This is a genomic window from Herbihabitans rhizosphaerae (assembly GCF_004216555.1).
In the GTDB taxonomy this organism is placed as follows: Bacteria; Actinomycetota; Actinomycetes; order Mycobacteriales; family Pseudonocardiaceae; genus Herbihabitans; species Herbihabitans rhizosphaerae.
In genome coordinates this window covers 24,212-41,508 of sequence record NZ_SGWQ01000005.1, presented here as the reverse complement: position 1 = coordinate 41,508, position 17,297 = coordinate 24,212, and the positions used below count along the sequence as shown (strand labels likewise).

Sequence of the window (17,297 nt, the reverse complement as noted above, 5' to 3'; positions counted from 1 at the left end):
TCAAGGTCGAGGTACCACGATGGTGGTCATGAACGCACCGCTGTCGACCCCGGCCCGCACCGACGACTGGCACATCGACGACGTCGACCTGGACGCCTACCTGGCCCGGATCGACCATCCGGTGCTCACCCCATCGGTGGACGGGTTGACCTCGCTGCACCAGGCACACGTTCGGGCGATCCCGTTCGAGAACGTCGACGTGGTGCTCGGTACGCACGCGGGTATCGGCATGCCGGCGATCACCGCCAAGCTCGTCGACCGCGCGCGGGGCGGGTACTGCTACGAGCACTCGCTGCTGTTCGCCGCCGTGCTGGAGCGGCTCGGCTTCCGGGTCACCCGCAGGATGGCGCGCGTGCAGCCGCACAAGTCCGGGCCGCGCACGCACATGTTGCTCTCGGTGCACCTGGACGGCGTGGACCACCAGGCCGACGTGGGCTTCGGCGCGTACATGCTCTCGCCGATGCCGCTGGTCGACGGAGCCGTGGTGGACCAGGCCGGCTGGACGCACCGAATCACCCGCGACGGTCCACTGTGGACACTCGCGAAGCGCGTCGAGGACGGCTGGGAGCCGATGCACTCCTCGGACGAGCTGCCGAACCGGCCGGCCGACTACGAGGTCGCGCACCACTACGTGAGCACCCACCCGCACTCGCCGTTCAGCCGCAAGCTCGTCGTGATGCGCCTGGCCGAAGGGCTGAGCCGGCAGCTCGTCGGGGACGAGTTGACCGTGGAGCACGCCGACGGACGGGTGGAGCGCCGCAAGGTCGAGCCGTCCGAGCTGGGCACCGTGCTGCGCGAGCTGGACGTGGAGCTGACCGACGACGAGCTGGCCGCGCTCGGGGTGGTCTTCGAGTCCGCGGTGGGCACTCAGTCGCGGTAGCTGTCGGCCAGTTTGGCGGCCGCACGGAGGAAGGTTCGCCGTTCGGCCTCGGTGAGTACGGCGAGCGCGTCGTCCTCGCTGGCCTGGATGGCCTTCTGGGCCGTGCGGCGGACGGCCCGGCCCTCCGCGGTGATCGAGAGCAGCCGGTTGCGGCGATCGTCGGGGTCGACCTCGCGGGTGATCAGCCCGTTGTCCTGGAGATCGTCGAGCGTGGTGATGATCCGCGTCTTGTCCGCGCCGATCGTGGCGGCCAGCACGGCCTGGGTGCGCACCGGCCCGTCGTCGAGCGCGCTGAGCACGACGTAACCCCACATGGTGAGCCCGTGCTCGGCGAGGATCGGCCGCTCGGTGGCGATCAACGAGCGCACCAGTGGGTGCAGCATCGCGGCGAGGTCCGGCCGGGTCATGCGGTGACGATACTTCTTGACATACGATAAGCATGTGCTAATCATAAGCGTATGCATACGAACATCGTGCGGCTCGACGCGCGGGCAGTGCAGGCGAGCGTCGAGATCGTCTCCCGGGTGACCGCCGACGACCTGGCCAAGCCCACGCCCTGCGCCGCGTGGACGCTGTACGACCTGCTCTCGCACATGACGGCACAGCACTACGGCTTCGCGGCGGCGGCGAGCGGTGCCAGCGATCCGGCGGCGTGGGCGGCGCGATGGCTGGGCGAGGACCCGGTCGCGACCTACACGACCGCCGCCGAGCACGTGTCGCGCGCGTTCGCCGAGGACGGCGTGCTCGACCGCGAGTTCGCGCTGGTGGAGTTCGGCGCGTCGTTCCCGGCCGAGCGGGCGATCGGCTTCCACCTCGTGGACTACGTGGTGCACACCTGGGATGTGGCCAAAACGCTCGGTCTCGTTGCGTCGTTCGACGACGACGTGCTCGACGCGGCGCGCGCGATCGCCGACATGGTGCCGACCGGCTCGTTCCGGACCGGGCCGGGTGCCCCCTTCGCGCCGCCGGTCGAGTCGGACGGCTCTACCTTGGACCATATCGTCGCCACCCTCGGCCGATCACCGACCTGGCCGGCTAGCTGATCACCGCGCCGGGAACGGGCACCGAGCCCGGCAGCGGACTCGCGTCCATGTACCTGATCTCGTAGACGCGCTCGGCGAACTTCCAGCCGTCCGGCGTGCGCCGGTAGCGGTCGTGGTACAGCGCGTAGTTCGAGTGCGAGGCGCCGTCGCGCAGGCGGCCGAACTCCGCGATGAAGGCGCGGCCGGTCGCGGTGTCGCCGGCGAGCACGATCGTTCCCGGATGCACGTTCTGCACGAAGAACTCCCAGAGCGCTCGCAGGCCCACGGCCTTGGTGCGGATCTCCTCCGGGCCGATGAACGCGGTGCCGATGTGCGGCATCCGCAGCGCGCCGTCGTGCGTGAACAGCGCCGCGAGCCGGTCGACGTCGTCCATCATCCCCGCGTCGGTGAACTCGCCGCGCAGTGCCTCGATCTCGACGCGATCGGCGATGGTCTGAAAGTCGCGCATCGGTTTCCTCCGGTGTGTCATATCGAATGCGACGGGTTCGTCATCGCTATGACGGAGCACGACGGAGGAATCTGACAGGGGACGGTGACACGCCGCTGCGTACCGGGCAGTAGCTCGGCGCGCTGAGTACGCCTGCCGCGCTACGCGAACACGCTCCTCTCACCCGACGCCGGTGCCTGTCGATCACGGCAGGGTTGATGGCGCCTGAAAGTCGCACACCGGAGGAAGAACCTGACAGTGGACGAGCACGAATTTCTCGCCGAGCGGTTCCAGGAGCACCGCGACCACCTGCGCGCGGTGGCCTACCGGATGCTGGGTTCGCTGACCGAGGCCGACGACGCCGTGCAGGAGGCGTGGCTGCGGCTGGCCCGCGTCGACACCGGCGAGATCGCGAACATGGGCGGCTGGCTGACCACCGTGATCAGCCGGGTCTGCCTGGACATGCTGCGCTCCCGCAAGTCCCGGCGCGAGGAGCCGCTGGACACGCACGTCCCGGACCCGACCGTGACGTCCGCGGATCCGGCCGAGCAGGCGGAGATCGTCGACTCGGTCGGTCTGGCCCTGCTCGTCGTGCTGGAGATGCTGTCCCCGGCCGAGCGGCTGGCGTTCGTCCTGCACGACATGTTCGGCCTGCCGTTCGGTGAGATCGCCCCGATCGTCGGGCGCAGTCCGGCCGCCGCCGCCCAGATGGCCAGCCGGGCGCGCCGCCGGGTGCGGGGCGCCGCGGTGCCGGACGCCGACCTGCCCGCGCAGCGTGCGGTGGTCGACGCGTTCACGGCGGCGGCACGGGCCGGCGACTTCGAGGCACTGGTGGCCGTCTTGGACCCGGACATCGTGCTCAGAGCGGACATGGGCGCCGGACCGTCGAGGCTGGTGCGCGGCGCGAAGACGGTGGCCGGCCAGGCGCTGTTGTTCACCCAGACCGGTGCCCCGACCGCCCACCCGGTCCTGATCAACGGTGTGGCGGGGCTGCTCACGATCGTCGACGGACAGCCGTTCGCGGTGTTCAGCCCGGTCGTGCGCGGCGGCCGGATCATCGAGATCAACATCCTGGCGGACCCGGAGCGCCTCGCCCGGCTCGATCTGGCCGGCCTCGTCAGCTGAGCGGGATACAGCTCGACTCTGTGCTGGGTCAGCCAACGCGACGGCTGATGTAGTCCAGGGCGTCGCTCAGGGTTGACGAAACCGGTGGTCGTCGCTCGGGGTACGCCAATGTCCGGCGAAGAATTCCCTCGGTTCGTGCCGACGCGATCTCACCGACCATTGGGCTCGGTAGTGCGCGGGTGTGGTCGCCAAGCGCGACATGAATCATGCCTGTGCGGATGATCAGCCAAATGCTGCGCACGCAACCGCGCGGCCTTCCTCTCTCGAAAGCCACCTGAGCACTGGCTTCCAGCAACTCAGATCCACGCCGCCGCACGTCCTTATCGGGTTGTGCGCCAGGGCCTTTAACTGAATCGCAACTCTGGAGTGGTGTTGAGGTTGATGCCGTGGTGCGCGTAGATGTCGATGGTGTTTTCGGCGGTGAGCTGGTCTTCGGTGTAGCCGAGCAGTTCGGCGATGCGGATGACTTCGCTTTTGGTGCCGGCCTCGATTTCGAGGTAGGTGGGGATGTGGGGCCAGGTGTCGATTTCGAGTTGCGCGCCGGCTAGTTGGAAGCTGATTCGTTTGTTTTCTTGGTAGGACTTGGGTGTGAAGCCCATCATGGCCAGTAGCATGTTGGCGGTGTTGAAGTCGTTCACGACGATTTCGGTTTCGTGGGTGCCATCAATCGCGTCACTGGTGATGTGCTTGACCGTCAGTGTGGTCTGGGCACCAGTGTCACGCAGCCGTATCCATTTCGATTTGTCGTCGGGGTTGATGTCGTAGACGTAGCGGCGCGCAAGCGACTCACCAAGCCGTTCACCGCCTGCGTCTAGGATGCGCTGGGCTATGGCGTCGGGGTTGATGTTGAGTATTTTGGCTTCATGTTCGATTGGCACGCTGTGGGCCTTCCACTGATACGGGGGTGGGGCTGTGGGTGAGGCTATCGGGTGCGTTGTCCGGGCAGCTGCCGGTATTCGCGGGTGCGCAGGGCCAGGATCTCCTGCGGTAGGGGGCTGGTGAGGAATTCGTTGAGGGGTAGGCAGAGGTCCATGCGTTGGATGCAGACGCCGACCTGGTAGCGGCCGGCCCGGTCGCGGTAGAGGCGGACGCCGTAGAAGCCTTCTTGGCAGTCGGTGTCGTTGTTGAACCGGCAGCCGGCACAAGTGTCGGGCAGCCGCAAGGGGCGGATATGTTTTAACCACACCTGTCTGCCATCGGGGAGTTGGTAGGCGGTGCGGGAACCGGACACCCCGGCGGTGACGTAGTGAGCCTCAGGTCGCGCGCCGCGTTCGGCCAGAATCTGTTCGATTGCGTCGATGGATTCCTGGCCGTGGTCTAACGAGTTGAGCAGCCGCACAGATAGTTCGGGTGCGTATTCGTCGAGCAGCCGGTGTACCCGCGGTGCGTGGCTGTGGTCGAGCACGACAATGTTCGCGTTGGCCTTCACCCCGTGCTCCACGCACGCGGCGATGGCAGCACGTAGGGCGCTGATTTTGCGCTGTGCACGCTCGGGATTGTGGTAGCGGGCGTGCTGTACTTCGGCGAGTTCTTCGGCGGTGGTGCCGAAGATGGAGAAGTTGACCCGATCCATACCTGCCGTCGCGCACCTGGGGATGACTTGGGCTCCGTGTTCACCGTTGGAGGTCATGCACACCTGATACCCGGCCGCCGCGGCGATCGCGGTCAGTTTCGCCAGTGCGGGGTGCAGGGTGGGTTCACCTCCGGTCAGGTGTAGTTCGGTGAAACCCAACGCATCCCGTAACTGGCTGAGCACGGTGGCGAATTCGTCGTCGGCCGGCACAGGCGCGGACAGGAACGTGGCGCCGTTGCTGGCGGCATAGATCGACACTCGCCCCGTGCGGCCCGTGGCCGTGAACTCGCCTGCGTCACGGCCGAGGTTGTCGGCGGTGACGGGGGTGCCCTCGTTATGGCAAAAGGTGCAGGTCAGGCCGCAGGCGTCGATGATCTTCACCCGAAGCGTGCTGTCCGGAGTGATGAACGTCGGAACCGCAGTGGCACTCACGCTTCATCGCCCCATTCATCCGTCTTGTCCAGTGCGGTCAGGCTGTCGCGCACGCGCCGCATCAGCTCCACGTCAGGGATGAGGCCCTCGGGTGGCCGTGGCGGCTGGGTTCGACGCGGAACCCGGCGCGGCAGCTCACCGGTATCGGCGAGGTGTGGGGAGCGTGCGAACTCGCACCACACGACTTTCCCGCCGGTCGCGGGTGGGAAGCAGGCCCATTGGCTACACAGATCCGCTGCGTGTGCCAGCTCGGCGTCCACGACCTCTGGCAGCCGCGGGTCCACATCGGATACCTCGATGAACACGCTGTGCGGGGCCAGGCGTAGCCGCAACCCGATCAACGCCAGCCGGTCGTAGACCGGATCATGAAACGGCCGTGGCTCCATCACCCCGGTGGTGCGTACCGCGCGGGTGACCAACGCTGCCGCGGCTGCTTGTGCCGCTGTCGTAACCGTGGCGTCGATGCGCCATCGGGCGAACACGGAGGACACGAACGAGGCCGCGCACGATACCGCCGTCGGAACAGCCGCGAGCGTCAGATCATCTAGACGCTGCGACGGCTGCGGGGAGGGTTCGTGCACGATGTGAATCGCCCTTTGAGATAACGCTCTCGACATGGCGGAATCCTCCGCAACACACAGACGGGTTGTGGGTCTCGGTTTCTGATGGACAGGTCAGGCCGGTGACGGGCTCGGGGGCAGGCGTCACCGACCCGGCGCAGCTCAAGAGGCCAGCGTCGGGGCTCATGTGTCGGGTGTCCTTCGCGGGCGGTGGCGAGCGGGGTGGACTTGACGTTAAGAAGCTTGGTGACGGCCGCGAAAGGAAGTTGCTTGATGTTGCTCCAACTCATGGCATTATGGTGCTAGCGGCGGGCAACTTTGGCCGCACTATGATCACCCGCGACTTGCGGCAGGCCGCTGGCAGTGGGTGGCTATGTCTGCTGCCAGCGGTTTCTCCGCGATGTGAGACGCAGGCTTGACGTGTTGCTCGCTAGGTCGGATGGTGGAGGGCGTGTGTGCAACCTTCGGCAATGCTAGTGACAGGAGACCATGATGGGCACGACGATGACGCTACGGTTTTTGGGCAAGGAATCCACTCCGACGAACTCGCCGACCTTGTATGCCACCGACGCTGAGTCGTATGTGATTCAGGGCTGGATCGTGACCGATGCCGATGTTTTGGCCCGTTTGACGGTGTCCGAGCACGAGACGCTGATAGAGGTACCACCGGGGTTGTTGAACTATCTTGCCGCGGATGGTTTGGAGGGACAGGCCAGCAATGTGGTGCCGCCGATCGTTGCGGTTAACGACAAGGGAAACTATATTATGCAAGGCAAGCGGGTCACCGACGCTGGGGTGCTGGGGCAGATGAACATTCCCGATCACGAAACCTGTATCCATGTGTCTCGCTCGGCTGTGGCTGTCCTGATAGGAGGATGAAACGCTTGGAGCAGATTGCTGAAAACAAGCGTGATGCGTTCCTGTCCACATTCGAGCATGAGGCTGTGCATGTGGAGATGAGGGACGTATATGCCACCGATATAGAACGGGATCGCTTCACCACCTGGCTACGCGGTGAAGATCTCGACCCAGACGATGAGGCGCGGTGGTGGCAACCCTGGTACGCGTTGATGCAACGCAACACCGAGCAGGGTAAGACGCTCAAACGGCTGCGGATCGTGTCTGAGCCAGTCACCGACTACATCCGGTTTGAATGGCTGGATGCCGCGCAGTTGGTGGCAGCCGGGGAAGACGTGCGGTGGCTACCGCGGCGGAATGCTTCCACGTTGTTGTTGCCGGGAAACGATTTTTGGATGTTTGACCGGCATACTGTGGCATTCACGCACTTCTCGGGCGATGGGCACGTGCTCGATCACGAGGCCACCACCGACTCGGCCATTGTGGACGCATGCGCAGCGGCGTTTGACGCAGCGTGGAAGCTAGCGATTCCACACAACCAGTATGAGCCTGTCTACCGTGGTCAGCGCACCGGTTAAGCAGGCGCGGCAGGCGCTAGGAGCCCGCCTGCGTGAACTTCGACAAGACGCGAAGCTCACCGGGCGGGCATTAGCGCAAGCCGCCGGCTGGCATTTCACCAAAGTCAGCAAACTCGAAAACGGCACCCAAAACCCCAGCGACGACGATATCCACACGTGGTGCCACACATGTGACGCCGACGACCACATCCCTGATCTGATCGCCACCACCCGCGCCATCGAATCGATGTATACCGAGTGGCGGCGACACATGCGCGCCGGACTCAAACGGTCACAGACCGAATCGGTGCCGCTGTATGAAGCCACCACACTGTTCCGCGGCTACGAAAACACCGTCCTACCCGGTCTATTTCACACCGCTGAATACGCCGCAGCGATCCTAGGATTCTGGAACGACTTCCTCGACCTATCGAGCGATGTTGACGAGGCAGTCGCCTCCCGCATGCAGCGCCAGCACATCCTCTACACCGGAAACCGCCGCTTCATATTCATACTCGAACAACAAGCACTACGCACCCGCGTCGGTGACACCGACGTGATGGCAGGCCAACTCGATCGGCTCCTAGCCCTCATGTCACTACCCCGAGTCAGCCTCGGAATCATTCCCGCCACAGCTGAACGACATATGCTAGCCCAAGGTAGCTTTTGGATATTCGACGAATCCCGCGTTCAAGTCGAAGGCATATCCGCAGGACTCGACATCACCCAACCACGCGAAATCGCCCTCCACACCAAAGCATTCGCCCTCTTGCAACAATCAGCCCTACACGGGCAAGCCGCCCGCCAACTCATCACCAACGCCCTCGCCGAACTCAAACACGACGGCCAATAGGCCCCCACGCTCTCTGTACGTCGGGGCGTCGCCCCATGGTGTGAATGGGTTCAGGCCGCCTCGTTGCGTGAGGAACGACTCGCCCCCGTGCGGTCATGGGCGACGTGCCGGCTCCGGGAGTACCGACGAGCCGACCGACTGCCGGATCCCGTCGGGAGCACTGCACACACTCGCCGGCCTGTGCGAGGTCGACCTGCACGAAATGGTGACTCTGCTTGAGAAGCACGGCGTCCTGACACCACAGGACAGGCCGGCCTGACAGGCGGGTCAGCTGAGCGGTGCCGGGGGCAGCGGCGGGATCCTGCGACGCGTGCGGCGCAGGGCGTGCCAGCGCAGACCGGCCGTCAGCAGCCGGTGATCGGCGCCCGCCGTGTCCACTGCCGACGTGCGGGCCGAGCGGGCCACGGCCCGGACGAGCGCGACCATGTCGTGGTCGGCGGCGGCCAGATCGGTGAGATCGCTCGCCCACCGGGGCGCGCTGGACGCCGCGCCGCGCAGCAGCAGTGTGGACGCGAACTGGGACACCCGGCGCAGCTCGTTGACCGCCACCGCGTCCAGCTCGGCGTGCTTCTCGGGCGGCAGTTTCCCTTGCCGGCCAAGGGAAAGCGCGACCAGACCGCGCCCGCGTGGCAGGCCGTCGTCCAGCCGGTCGTCCCGCCGTCCGGTCACCGCGCCGTCGTGCTGCCGGTAGGAGTGCAGGGATGAGTCCACATAGGAAACCGCGCCGAACGCCAGCGCGCACGCGCCGATCCACTGGTCGTGGAACGACGACGCGGTGCCCGGCGGGAATGGCAACACTCTGTCCCGCACCAGGTCCGCGCGCACCAGGCTGGCCGCGCCGGTGATCGTGTTCAGCATCAGCAGCGACGGCAGGTCGTGCCACTGGTTGCGCCGGCGATCCCAGAACGAGTCCGCGATCACCTCGCCGGCCGAGTCGATCAGCCGCATGTCCGCGTACACCAACGACACCCGAGGATCGTCCAGCCGCGCCACCAGGGTGGACAGCTTGTCGGCGTCCCACACGTCGTCCTGGTCGCACAGTGCCAGCGCCTCCGCGTCGGCCGGCGCCAGCGCGAGCGCGCGCTCGAAGTTGCGGTAGAACCCCGCGTTGTCGATGTTCGCGACGACCGTGAACCGCTCGTCGCCGTCCACCAGCTCGTGGATCGCCGCCAGCGCGTCCGGGCGGGACGCGTCGTCGGAGATCACGCACACCCAGTTGTCGTGCTCCTGGCGGCGCAGCGAATCCACTTGCAGCGCAAGGAAATCCGGGTCCGGGTTGTGCGTGGCGAGGCACACGCACACGCGCGTCCCGGTACCCGGCCAGCGACCGTCCACAGTGGACACATCGAGTGCCGGCCGCACCTGGAGCGGTTCGAGGGAGCGCTCCAGCACGGTCCCGTCCAGCAGCTCCACCCGCAGCCGCACGGGCAGCTCGCCAGCCTCGGTGACCGGCACCCGCACGTGGATCCCGGTGCCTTCGGGCGCGCGCACGCCGGCGGCCCGCAGCTCGCGCGCGACGTCCGCCCGGTGATAGCCGAGCTGGGCCTCGTGGAACCGGCCGCCGACCGCGAGGTGCACCGCGCGCACCGGCAGCTCCGCGTGCAGCACCCAGCCGTTGAACTCCACGACTTGGCCGGCACCCACCGCGACGGGCGGCGGAACGTTGACGTCGTAGCGCAGTCCGGCATCGCGCGCCGCCGATTGCCGGGCCGCGCGCCCGACCCGACCGGCCAGCAGCCGGCCCAGTGCCGGGGAGCGGTCGCCGACGCGGCGCAGCACGCCGTCCGGCTCCTCACCCGGCCGGCCGAGCGCCAGGTCCCGCGCGCCGCGCAGCAGCCGGGCCGCGGGCCACACCGTCCGGTGCGCGCGCCGCACCAGCGTGGACGACTCCAGCGCGTCCAGCCGGGCCCGGGTGCGCGCCAGCAGATCGCGCAGCCTGCCCAGCTCGGCCTCCGACTCGGCCTGCGCCCGCCACACCGCGCTCGCCTCGGCCACCAGCCTGGACAGCTCGCCGAACGCGTCGCCCAGCGCCTGGTCCTTGCGCGCCAGATCGCCGCGCGCCGTGTCCAACTCGATCTCGGCCAACTCCGCGCGCAGCCGGTTCTCGTTGGCCTGCACGCCGTTCGCGGCCGCCCGTCGTTCCGCGTCCTCGGCCTGCTCGCCGGCCTTGCGCACCTGCGCGGTGAGGTCGTCCACGTGCGCGCGCTGCCGGTCCAGCTCGGCCAGCAGCTCCGCCTCACGCCCGTGCGCCCACGTGCGCACCGACTCCAGCTCGGCGCTGCGCGCGTGATCGACCCGCAGGGTGTCCAGGCCGCCGGGGATCGCCCACAGCGGCTCGACCGCCGGCTCGTCACACTGCGCGCGCAGCAGCATCGCCGTGCGCGAGGCCGGCTGCCCGCCGACGATCTCCTGCAGCGCCGCCTCCGCGTCGATCAGCTCGTCGAACCGCTCGTGCAGGGCCAGCCCGAGCCCGGCGAGCAGGCACAGCTCGCGCAGGATGTCGCGCACGGAAGCGTTGTCCCCGAAGGGATGCGGCGCACGCGTGGCGGCCAGCTCGCGGGTGAACTCGAGCAACGCGCGCAGCAGCGCCAGCTCCGCGTCGACCCCGGTGCCGGCCTCCCACTCGCGGTCCACCCGTACCGGCAGGCCGTCCGGGCGCACGATCACGTTGCCCGGATGCACGTCCAGGCAGTCCGGGTCGAGCACCGGCACGTCGTCCTTGCCGGGCAGGAACGGGTGCCGGGTGTCCTCAGTGGACAGTCGGCGCGCCGAGCCGGCACAGGTGTCGCGCCAGCCCCGGATCAGCCGCTCCAACTCGGCGGTGTCGCCGGCCCGCAACGCGTCCAGCAGCAGCGAGTCCAGCCCACGGCCGGGGATCAGCGGCTCGGTGTCGACGGTCCGCTGGCGCAGCCATTCGCCGGTGCCGCGGGTGCCGGCGGACACGGTGTGCAGAGTCAGCTCGCGGTCCAGCGCGCGGGTGCGGCGCCATTCCGGCCGGCGCGAACCGGAGATCAGCCAGGCGAGGTCGTCGCGCACCGTGGAGGTGATCGCCTTGTCGTTGCGCGCCGCCAGCACCAGGAACGACGGCGCGGTGGCCACGCCCGCCCCCTCGGCGACCGCCATCGACTGCAGCACGCGCGCCGGTGACACGCCCTCGTAGCCGCCGAACGAGCCGTGCGACGGGTCGCGCACCAGCTTGTCGACCAGTTCGCCGGCGTCCGGGCGGTCGAAGACCTCGGCGTCCACGATTACCCGCGGGAGCTTGTAGTCGGGGTACGGCAGCAGCCAGCGCTGCGCGGTGAGGCCGGCGTCGGCGAGCAGCTTGGTGAGCGTGCGGCGGGTCCAGGTGCGCTGCCCGCCGCGCGGATAATCGGCGAGCCCGATCCACGGTGCGCCGTGGTGGTCCTCGTTGTCTCCCAACAGGTACGGCAGGCCGAGCTGGTTCTCGATGGCGAGTACCAGGACGCCGTCCTCGGCCAGCGCGTCGGCGGTGTCGCAGAGCAGCGGGAGCGGGCCGTCGCCGTAGAGGGTGCTGTACTCGAGGACGCCGCAGAGGATCGCGAGATCGTGCTCGCCGGCGTCGGCCAGCGCGGCGGGGGTGCCCTGGCGGATCGTGACACCGTCCAGATCACGGCAGCGTTCGCGGGCGGCGGCGGCCCGGTCGGGCACGCCCTCGATGCCGAGCACGTCGAGTCCGGCCTCGCCCAGCGCGCGGGTCAGCACGCCGGTGCCGCAGCCGATGTCCACCGCGCGCATTCCCTCGCGCAGCCGCAGCGGCGCGAGTAGTCCGAGGCGTGCGGGGGAGAAGTGGTAGGCCGTCTCCCAGTTGGTGATCGCGCCGGCTAGCTCCGCCGAGCCGGCACTGACGTCCGACGCCGACCGGAGCGTGGAGAGGACAACCTCCTCCGCCCCGTCGGCGTAGTCGACGTCGGGATGGAGGAGGTCATCGTGCTTCATGGCGTGTTGAGATCTTCTCTTATTTCAGATCACTCGACCGCTTTGATCAAGTGGCAGGCCGACCAGCCTGAAACCCCTGTGGTGTAGTTGCGGTGCTGACACCAGCCTTGGAGGTTGTTAATATCAACGTGAATCCTGTGCCCTGGATATCCGAGCCCGTGAATTACTGGGCCGTTGGGTACATTGTGAATCCGCACACCTGGTACTGTATATGTTTCATAAATCCTGACACCTGGGGCTGACCCGTCGATTACGGTTGTAGAACCCACTTCGGTGGAGGAATTCTGTGGAGTTGCTGCGGCAGTTGTGGTAAACGCCATCATCGCGATTGCCACAGTGGCTGTCAAACTGACCCCAGTCGAGATTGCCCTTTGTGTACGACGCATTTTTCCCCTTGTTTGATGCGACACATAGAGGTGCAAGCCCGCCCAGTCGCAACGGCGATTGGGCATTGTTAACGCCCCCCAGTCTTACGCCTCCAGACGATACGCAGCAGCCCAGTAGCGTGTCAATCGCGCTCCGTGTAGGTGGGGTGTCGAGATATCAGCGCGAGTATGTCGGTCACGGCACCGGTGGGTACTGGCCCAACACTTGGGTCAACAGCTGCTGGAACGCGGCGTCGATGGCCGCCGGGTCAGGCCCGTAGACCTCGACGCGGACCACGGCAGGCGTCGGGGTGCCGGTGGTGGTCACGAAGTGGGCTCGCCGGGAACTGTCCTTGCCGGGCTCGGTCGCGATCGCCTCGCGCACCAGCACGCCAGGTGCGGAACCTGGCACCAGCTTGTGCCCGTTCTGCCCGTAGAACTGGTCCATCGCGGTCAGCGCCGCCTTCGGGTCGCGCCCCTCGGACATGAAGAACGCCCAGATGCCGCGCCGCAGGAGGGTGGGCTCCTCGGTGATGTACGAGGCCACTCGCCCGACCCCGTTGTTCTGCAGGATCGCCGCCTCCGCCTTCGTCGGAGACTCGGTGCGCACCGCCTCATCGATCAGGACGGTCTTGTTGAGGACCTCCTTGGCCGGCAGCTCGACGAACGGCCCTTCGGGGTACTTGCGCGGCGGCGGGCCGGGCGGCGGGCTGGGCTGCGTGGGCTGCTGCGACGGGTTGTTCGGCTGCGTCTGCTCCGGCGTGTCGTCCTTCTTGATCGCCAGGAAGTAGACCGCGGCGCCGGCGCCGCCGAGCAGCAGCACCACCGCGGCGATGATCGCGACCAGCTTGCCCTTGCCGCCACCGCCGCCCGACTCGTCGAACACCTCGGGGCCCTGCCGTGGCCAGCTCGGCGCGCCGAACTCCGGCGGGAGCTGATCGTCGCCACCCCACGGCGGCGTCTCGGTGGTCGCCGGCATCGGCTGCTCGGGCTGGTGCTGCGGGTGCGGCGGCCAGCTCGACTGCGGCATCGCGGCCTGCGGCTGCTGCGCCGGGAACCCGGACGGCGGCGAGGCGACTCGCTGCGTCTGGTCGGGGTTGTCGCTGGAGGGCACGATCTGCGTGCGCTCCGCGTTGTCCCCACCGTTCTGACCGCCGTTGCCACCCACGATCTGGGTGCGTTCGGCGCCGGCGCCACCCCCGACAGCTTGCGTCCGCTCAGTGGCCTGGTCGGCCGGCTGCTGCTGCGGCGCCTGCTGCTGCGAGTACTGCGGGTACTCGGGCTGCTGCGGTTGCGGCTGTTGTGGTTGCTGCGGTTGCTGCGGTTGCTGTTGCTGCATCTGCTGGTGCTGGACCGGCGCGATGTACTGCGTGGTCTCGCTCGGCGTCTGCTGCTGGGGTGCGGACGGCGCCGCTTGACCGGTGGCCTGCGCCATCAAGCGGTCGCGGCGCTGGCGGTACTCGTCCGCCGAGATCTGACCGCCCGCCAGCGCGGTGTCGAGCTGCTGGAGCTCGTCTTGCCAGGACATCCCTGCCGCCCTCCCGATCAACGGTTGCGCGTGTCATTGTGCCGAAGCACGACCAGGTAACGAACGCGGCCACCACCAGGGGCGCCCAGATGGCCGAATATCAGCTGACCGTGACTCACCCCGGCGCGCTGACCTGGTAAAACTCTCCGCCCGACCGTACGAGTACCACGCCGCCCGTCGTCCGGGGGTCGGCCACCGCCTTGAAGCCGGACCGCTGCTCGGGCAGTCCCGCGGCCGAGGGGATGTCCGGCCGGGCCACGTCCACGTACCCGCCGCCGACCACCGTGCCCACCCGGTCCACCACGATCACGCAGTCGGCGCGCTCGTTGCCGACCACGGCCCACCCGACGATCGGCGTGCCGCCGCGCACCGGCCCGGAGTCGATGTGCCCGCCGTTGCCCGACCCGTGCAGCGTCCGCACGGACGCCAGGGTGACCCGTGAGCCGATCTCCGCGCCGCCGCAGTCCAGCGTGTAGCTCCCGCTGAACGGGTAGGCGTGCATCGCGCGGGTCAGCCCGATCACCGACGGGCTGGTCCGGTTGGACGCCACCACGGTGTTCGCCTCCACCCGCATGGCGGCCGCGAGCAACTGCTGGTTCGGGTACTGGTTGCGCACGTTGGTCGCCTCCGGTGAACCGGCCGCGAAGGTGACACCCGCGACCGCGCAGGCCAGCGCGGCGGCGGCCGTGGCGTTCAGCGCGCGCACCCGCAGCACGACCAGCGTCAGCGCGGCGCAGCCGGCGAGCCCGGCGATCGTGGCGTACCGGGAGGCGAGCCCGATCGTGGCGCCGTAGTCGACCCGGGACAGCCCGATCATGGCGGCCGCGCCCAGGGCCAGCGTGCCGACGCCGAGCCAGCCAGCGTGCTCGGCGTCGCGGTCGCGTGCGGTCAGCACGCCCAGCCCGATGATCGTCACCGCGACCAGCGCGCCGACCGCCATGGCTACCGGTGCGCCGTCGGTGATCCGCAGCGGGCTCAGCGCGCCGGCGGCGGCGGCCAGCACGGTGTCGAACCCGAACGCGCCGCCCGGCCCCGGCGTGGTCACCGGCTTGGGCAGCGCGAGCCACCCGACGATGATCACTACGCCCGCCGCGAGCGGGGTGACCACCCGCCAGCGCTCGTCCCGGCGCAGCCAGGCGACCAGTGCCAGCGCCGGCCACACCGCGAACGCCGTGCCGTGTCCGAGGCTGCCGACGACGGCGAGTACGAGTGCGGGAATCGTGCGGCCGCGGTGCGCGCACAGAATGGCGAACACACTCGGCACGATTCCGAGCAGGAACGACGCGCCGCTCATGCTCATGCCGAACACCTCGAGCGCGCCGGAGGAGTACAGCAGGAATGTGTACGCGGTGACGAGTCCCGCCTTCTTGGTCATATCGAGCCTCGTCAGATCGAGCCGCGCCGGCAGCATTCGGTACAACGCGAACACCGTCGCGCCGACGAGCACGATGTTGAGAATTCCGAGCACATTGTTGGACCCGCCGAGAATGCGCGCGTCCAGCCAGAAGAGCAACCCGGAAAGGGTGATCGGGTGCTCGTTGTGCAGTTTGGTGAGCCCGCCGATCGACAGTGATCCGTCCGGATTGCTGGCGTAGGACAGAATCTGCCAGTAGTCGAGGAAGTGCAGCCGGGGCGCGCGAAGCACCTCGACGATCATCGCCACAACGGGAACGGCGGCCAGTGCCGCCCACGCGGCGATCACCGGCCGGCGTAGTTCGATTCGGGTCATCAGCTCGGCGGCGCCGTCTCGGTCGCGGCACGCACGAGTTGCGCTGCCTGAGTATCAAGATCGGCCGGTGCGCCGGCGGGCACCTGCAATGTGCCAACCATGATCACCGAGCTGCCGGAGACATAGAAGGCGCGGTGCAGCGCGGCCTGCGCGTTGGCTAATTTCATGACCGACACCGATTGTGGAAGCTGCCCTCGGTCGGCGTCGGTCAGACCGATTTGCTTCGATGTCGATTTCAGCGATTCGAGCATTCGCTTCGCGCTTTCCCCGTCCTGCGTGTGGAACGCGAACACGGTCAGCGAATACTTGTCGATGTTCGCACCCTTGTAGGACAGCTCGGCGAAACCGGCCTGTTCGAGCAGCGTCGCCTCCGGCGCGACGATGAGCTGGCTGTCCCGCGCCTTGGCCACGGTCAGGTCGCCGCTGCGCGGGTCGGCCTGACCGGCCAGCGTCAGGCCGGTGAGGGTCGCTCGTGCGGCCGGCGGCGCCTGCGAGGTCGGTGGCGGGGCCGCCGTCGACGAGGTGGACGGCGGCGGCGACTGGGGCTGCGTTTGGGCCTGGTCGGCCGGCTTGTCGCGGAGCACGAACCACCACACACCGGCGCCCGCGAGTGCCAGCACGAGCAGCACCACCAGGCCGATCAGCAGCGGCTTCTTGCTTGAACTCTTGGCGCTGGAGGCGAACACGTCCCGGCCCTGGATGGGCACCGCGGGGCCGGGCGGCGGGAACGCGGGTGGGCCGGCCGGTCGCGCCGGGAGCACACCGGGATCGGGTCGGGTCGTCGGCTCGGGCAGCCGGGACGACCAGGTGGCCGTCGGATGCGGCGCGGTGATGTCCGGGTTGATCACCTGCGTGGCGTCGGCGGCCGGATCGTGCTTGGCGCGGCTGGTCGGGGTGAACTCCGCGAGCGCGGCCGGGATCCGCGTCTCGGTGGTCTCGTCGTTCTTCTGACGCTCGGCCGGGGGCTTCACGGTCTGCGTGGCCTCGAGCTCGTCCTTCTTCTGTGCCGCAACGGGTTCCGGCTTCTCCGGCTTCTCGTCAGGCTCGGCCAGTTCCACGACCTCGGTCCGCTCGGCCGGCTCGACCGCGGGCGGCTGGGCGGGCTTGGCCGGCTTGATCGCCTTGGTCACCTCGACCGAGTCCATGTTGGACGCCACCGTGCGCTCGGCGGGTTCCTCGGGCTCCTCGGGGGGCGCGGCGGACGTCGGCTCGACCTTGCGCATGAACGGGCTCGACGTCGTCGCCGGACCGGCACCGGACGCGGAGGCCAGGATCTCGTCGCGGCGCCTGCGATACTCCTCGCTCGAAACGACCCCTTCGGACAACTCGTCGTCGAGTCGACGGATGTCCTCCTGCCACGTCATACGGCGCAAAGTACACGGCCGCACGCGCGCGAGGCAGACGAATGGT

15 protein-coding genes are annotated in these 17,297 nt (G+C 68.2%); 6 read left to right on the top strand and 9 right to left on the bottom strand.

The features are described 5' to 3' along the window. The first annotated feature begins 28 nt into the window (after positions 1-28). Complete coding sequence (locus EV193_RS16185; RefSeq protein ID WP_130344989.1) at positions 29-880, top strand: arylamine N-acetyltransferase family protein; 852 nt, start codon at positions 29-31, stop codon at positions 878-880. Here the strand turns inward: EV193_RS16185 and EV193_RS16180 are convergent. Continuing rightward, the gene (locus EV193_RS16180) at positions 868-1,287 is read right to left on the bottom strand and encodes a MarR family winged helix-turn-helix transcriptional regulator (RefSeq protein ID WP_242613428.1); all 420 of its coding nucleotides are present in this window, start codon (positions 1,285-1,287) and stop codon (positions 868-870) included. The genes EV193_RS16185 and EV193_RS16180 overlap by 13 nt on opposite strands. A 51-nt stretch (positions 1,288-1,338) precedes the next feature. Between EV193_RS16180 and EV193_RS16175 the strand changes: the two genes are divergently transcribed. After that, complete coding sequence (locus tag EV193_RS16175; RefSeq protein WP_130344987.1) at positions 1,339-1,923, top strand: TIGR03086 family metal-binding protein; 585 nt, start codon at positions 1,339-1,341, stop codon at positions 1,921-1,923. Here EV193_RS16175 and EV193_RS16170 read toward each other — a convergent pair. Beyond that, positions 1,916-2,371, bottom strand: a complete 456-nt coding sequence (locus EV193_RS16170) for a nuclear transport factor 2 family protein (protein ID WP_130344986.1) — start codon at positions 2,369-2,371, stop codon at positions 1,916-1,918. The genes EV193_RS16175 and EV193_RS16170 overlap by 8 nt on opposite strands. Positions 2,372-2,608: 237 nt before the next feature. On the opposite strand from EV193_RS16170, the gene EV193_RS16165 reads away from it, so the two are divergent. Beyond that, on the top strand, positions 2,609-3,475 hold the full coding sequence (locus tag EV193_RS16165) for a sigma-70 family RNA polymerase sigma factor (protein WP_130344985.1): 867 nt from the start codon (positions 2,609-2,611) through the stop codon (positions 3,473-3,475). A 344-nt stretch (positions 3,476-3,819) separates the two neighbouring features. Here EV193_RS16165 and EV193_RS16160 read toward each other — a convergent pair whose 3' ends face one another. Genes EV193_RS16160 through EV193_RS16150 form a run of 3 tightly spaced genes read right to left on the bottom strand, consistent with a single transcriptional unit; the run spans position 3,820 to position 5,971 of the window. Beyond that, a complete protein-coding gene (locus EV193_RS16160) occupies positions 3,820-4,353 on the bottom strand; it encodes a class IV adenylate cyclase (protein WP_130344984.1) in 534 nt (177 codons plus the stop codon). A 44-nt stretch (positions 4,354-4,397) separates the two neighbouring features. Then, positions 4,398-5,429, bottom strand: coding sequence for a radical SAM protein (locus EV193_RS16155; protein WP_130344983.1), 1,032 nt, complete (start codon positions 5,427-5,429; stop codon positions 4,398-4,400). Positions 5,430-5,476: 47 nt separating this feature from the next. Beyond that, positions 5,477-5,971, bottom strand: a complete 495-nt coding sequence (locus EV193_RS16150) for a hypothetical protein (RefSeq protein ID WP_130344982.1) — start codon at positions 5,969-5,971, stop codon at positions 5,477-5,479. Positions 5,972-6,532: 561 nt separating this feature from the next. On the opposite strand from EV193_RS16150, the gene EV193_RS16145 reads away from it, so the two are divergent. From EV193_RS16145 to EV193_RS16135, 3 genes are read left to right on the top strand one after another with little or no spacing between them, the layout of a single operon-like run. Then, positions 6,533-6,919 (top strand): hypothetical protein, encoded by a 387-nt coding sequence (locus tag EV193_RS16145; RefSeq protein WP_207222668.1) that lies wholly within the window; start codon positions 6,533-6,535, stop codon positions 6,917-6,919. Positions 6,920-6,924: 5 nt separating this feature from the next. Then, entirely contained in the window at positions 6,925-7,476 is a 552-nt protein-coding gene (locus EV193_RS16140) for a DUF6879 family protein (protein WP_207222667.1), read from the top strand. After that, entirely contained in the window at positions 7,457-8,308 is an 852-nt protein-coding gene (locus tag EV193_RS16135; RefSeq protein ID WP_242613427.1) for a helix-turn-helix domain-containing protein, read from the top strand. The genes EV193_RS16140 and EV193_RS16135 overlap by 20 nt, the downstream gene beginning before the upstream one ends. A gap of 267 nt (positions 8,309-8,575) precedes the next feature. Here the strand turns inward: EV193_RS16135 and EV193_RS16130 are convergent, their stop codons facing one another. The 4 genes from EV193_RS16130 to EV193_RS16115 all read right to left on the bottom strand — a co-directional run bounded on the left by EV193_RS16130 (position 8,576) and on the right by EV193_RS16115 (position 17,251). Then, entirely contained in the window at positions 8,576-12,265 is a 3,690-nt protein-coding gene (locus EV193_RS16130) for a glycosyltransferase (RefSeq protein ID WP_130344980.1), read from the bottom strand. Between the two features lie 561 nt (positions 12,266-12,826). Further along, the gene (locus tag EV193_RS16125; RefSeq protein ID WP_130344979.1) at positions 12,827-14,158 is read right to left on the bottom strand and encodes an SHOCT domain-containing protein; all 1,332 of its coding nucleotides are present in this window, start codon (positions 14,156-14,158) and stop codon (positions 12,827-12,829) included. A 115-nt stretch (positions 14,159-14,273) separates the two neighbouring features. Continuing rightward, a complete protein-coding gene (locus tag EV193_RS16120) occupies positions 14,274-15,887 on the bottom strand; it encodes a hypothetical protein (RefSeq protein ID WP_130344978.1) in 1,614 nt (537 codons plus the stop codon). After that, the gene (locus tag EV193_RS16115) at positions 15,887-17,251 is read right to left on the bottom strand and encodes a hypothetical protein (protein WP_130344977.1); all 1,365 of its coding nucleotides are present in this window, start codon (positions 17,249-17,251) and stop codon (positions 15,887-15,889) included. Before EV193_RS16115 ends, EV193_RS16120 begins: the two co-directional genes overlap by 1 nt. Positions 17,252-17,297 lie beyond the last annotated feature (46 nt).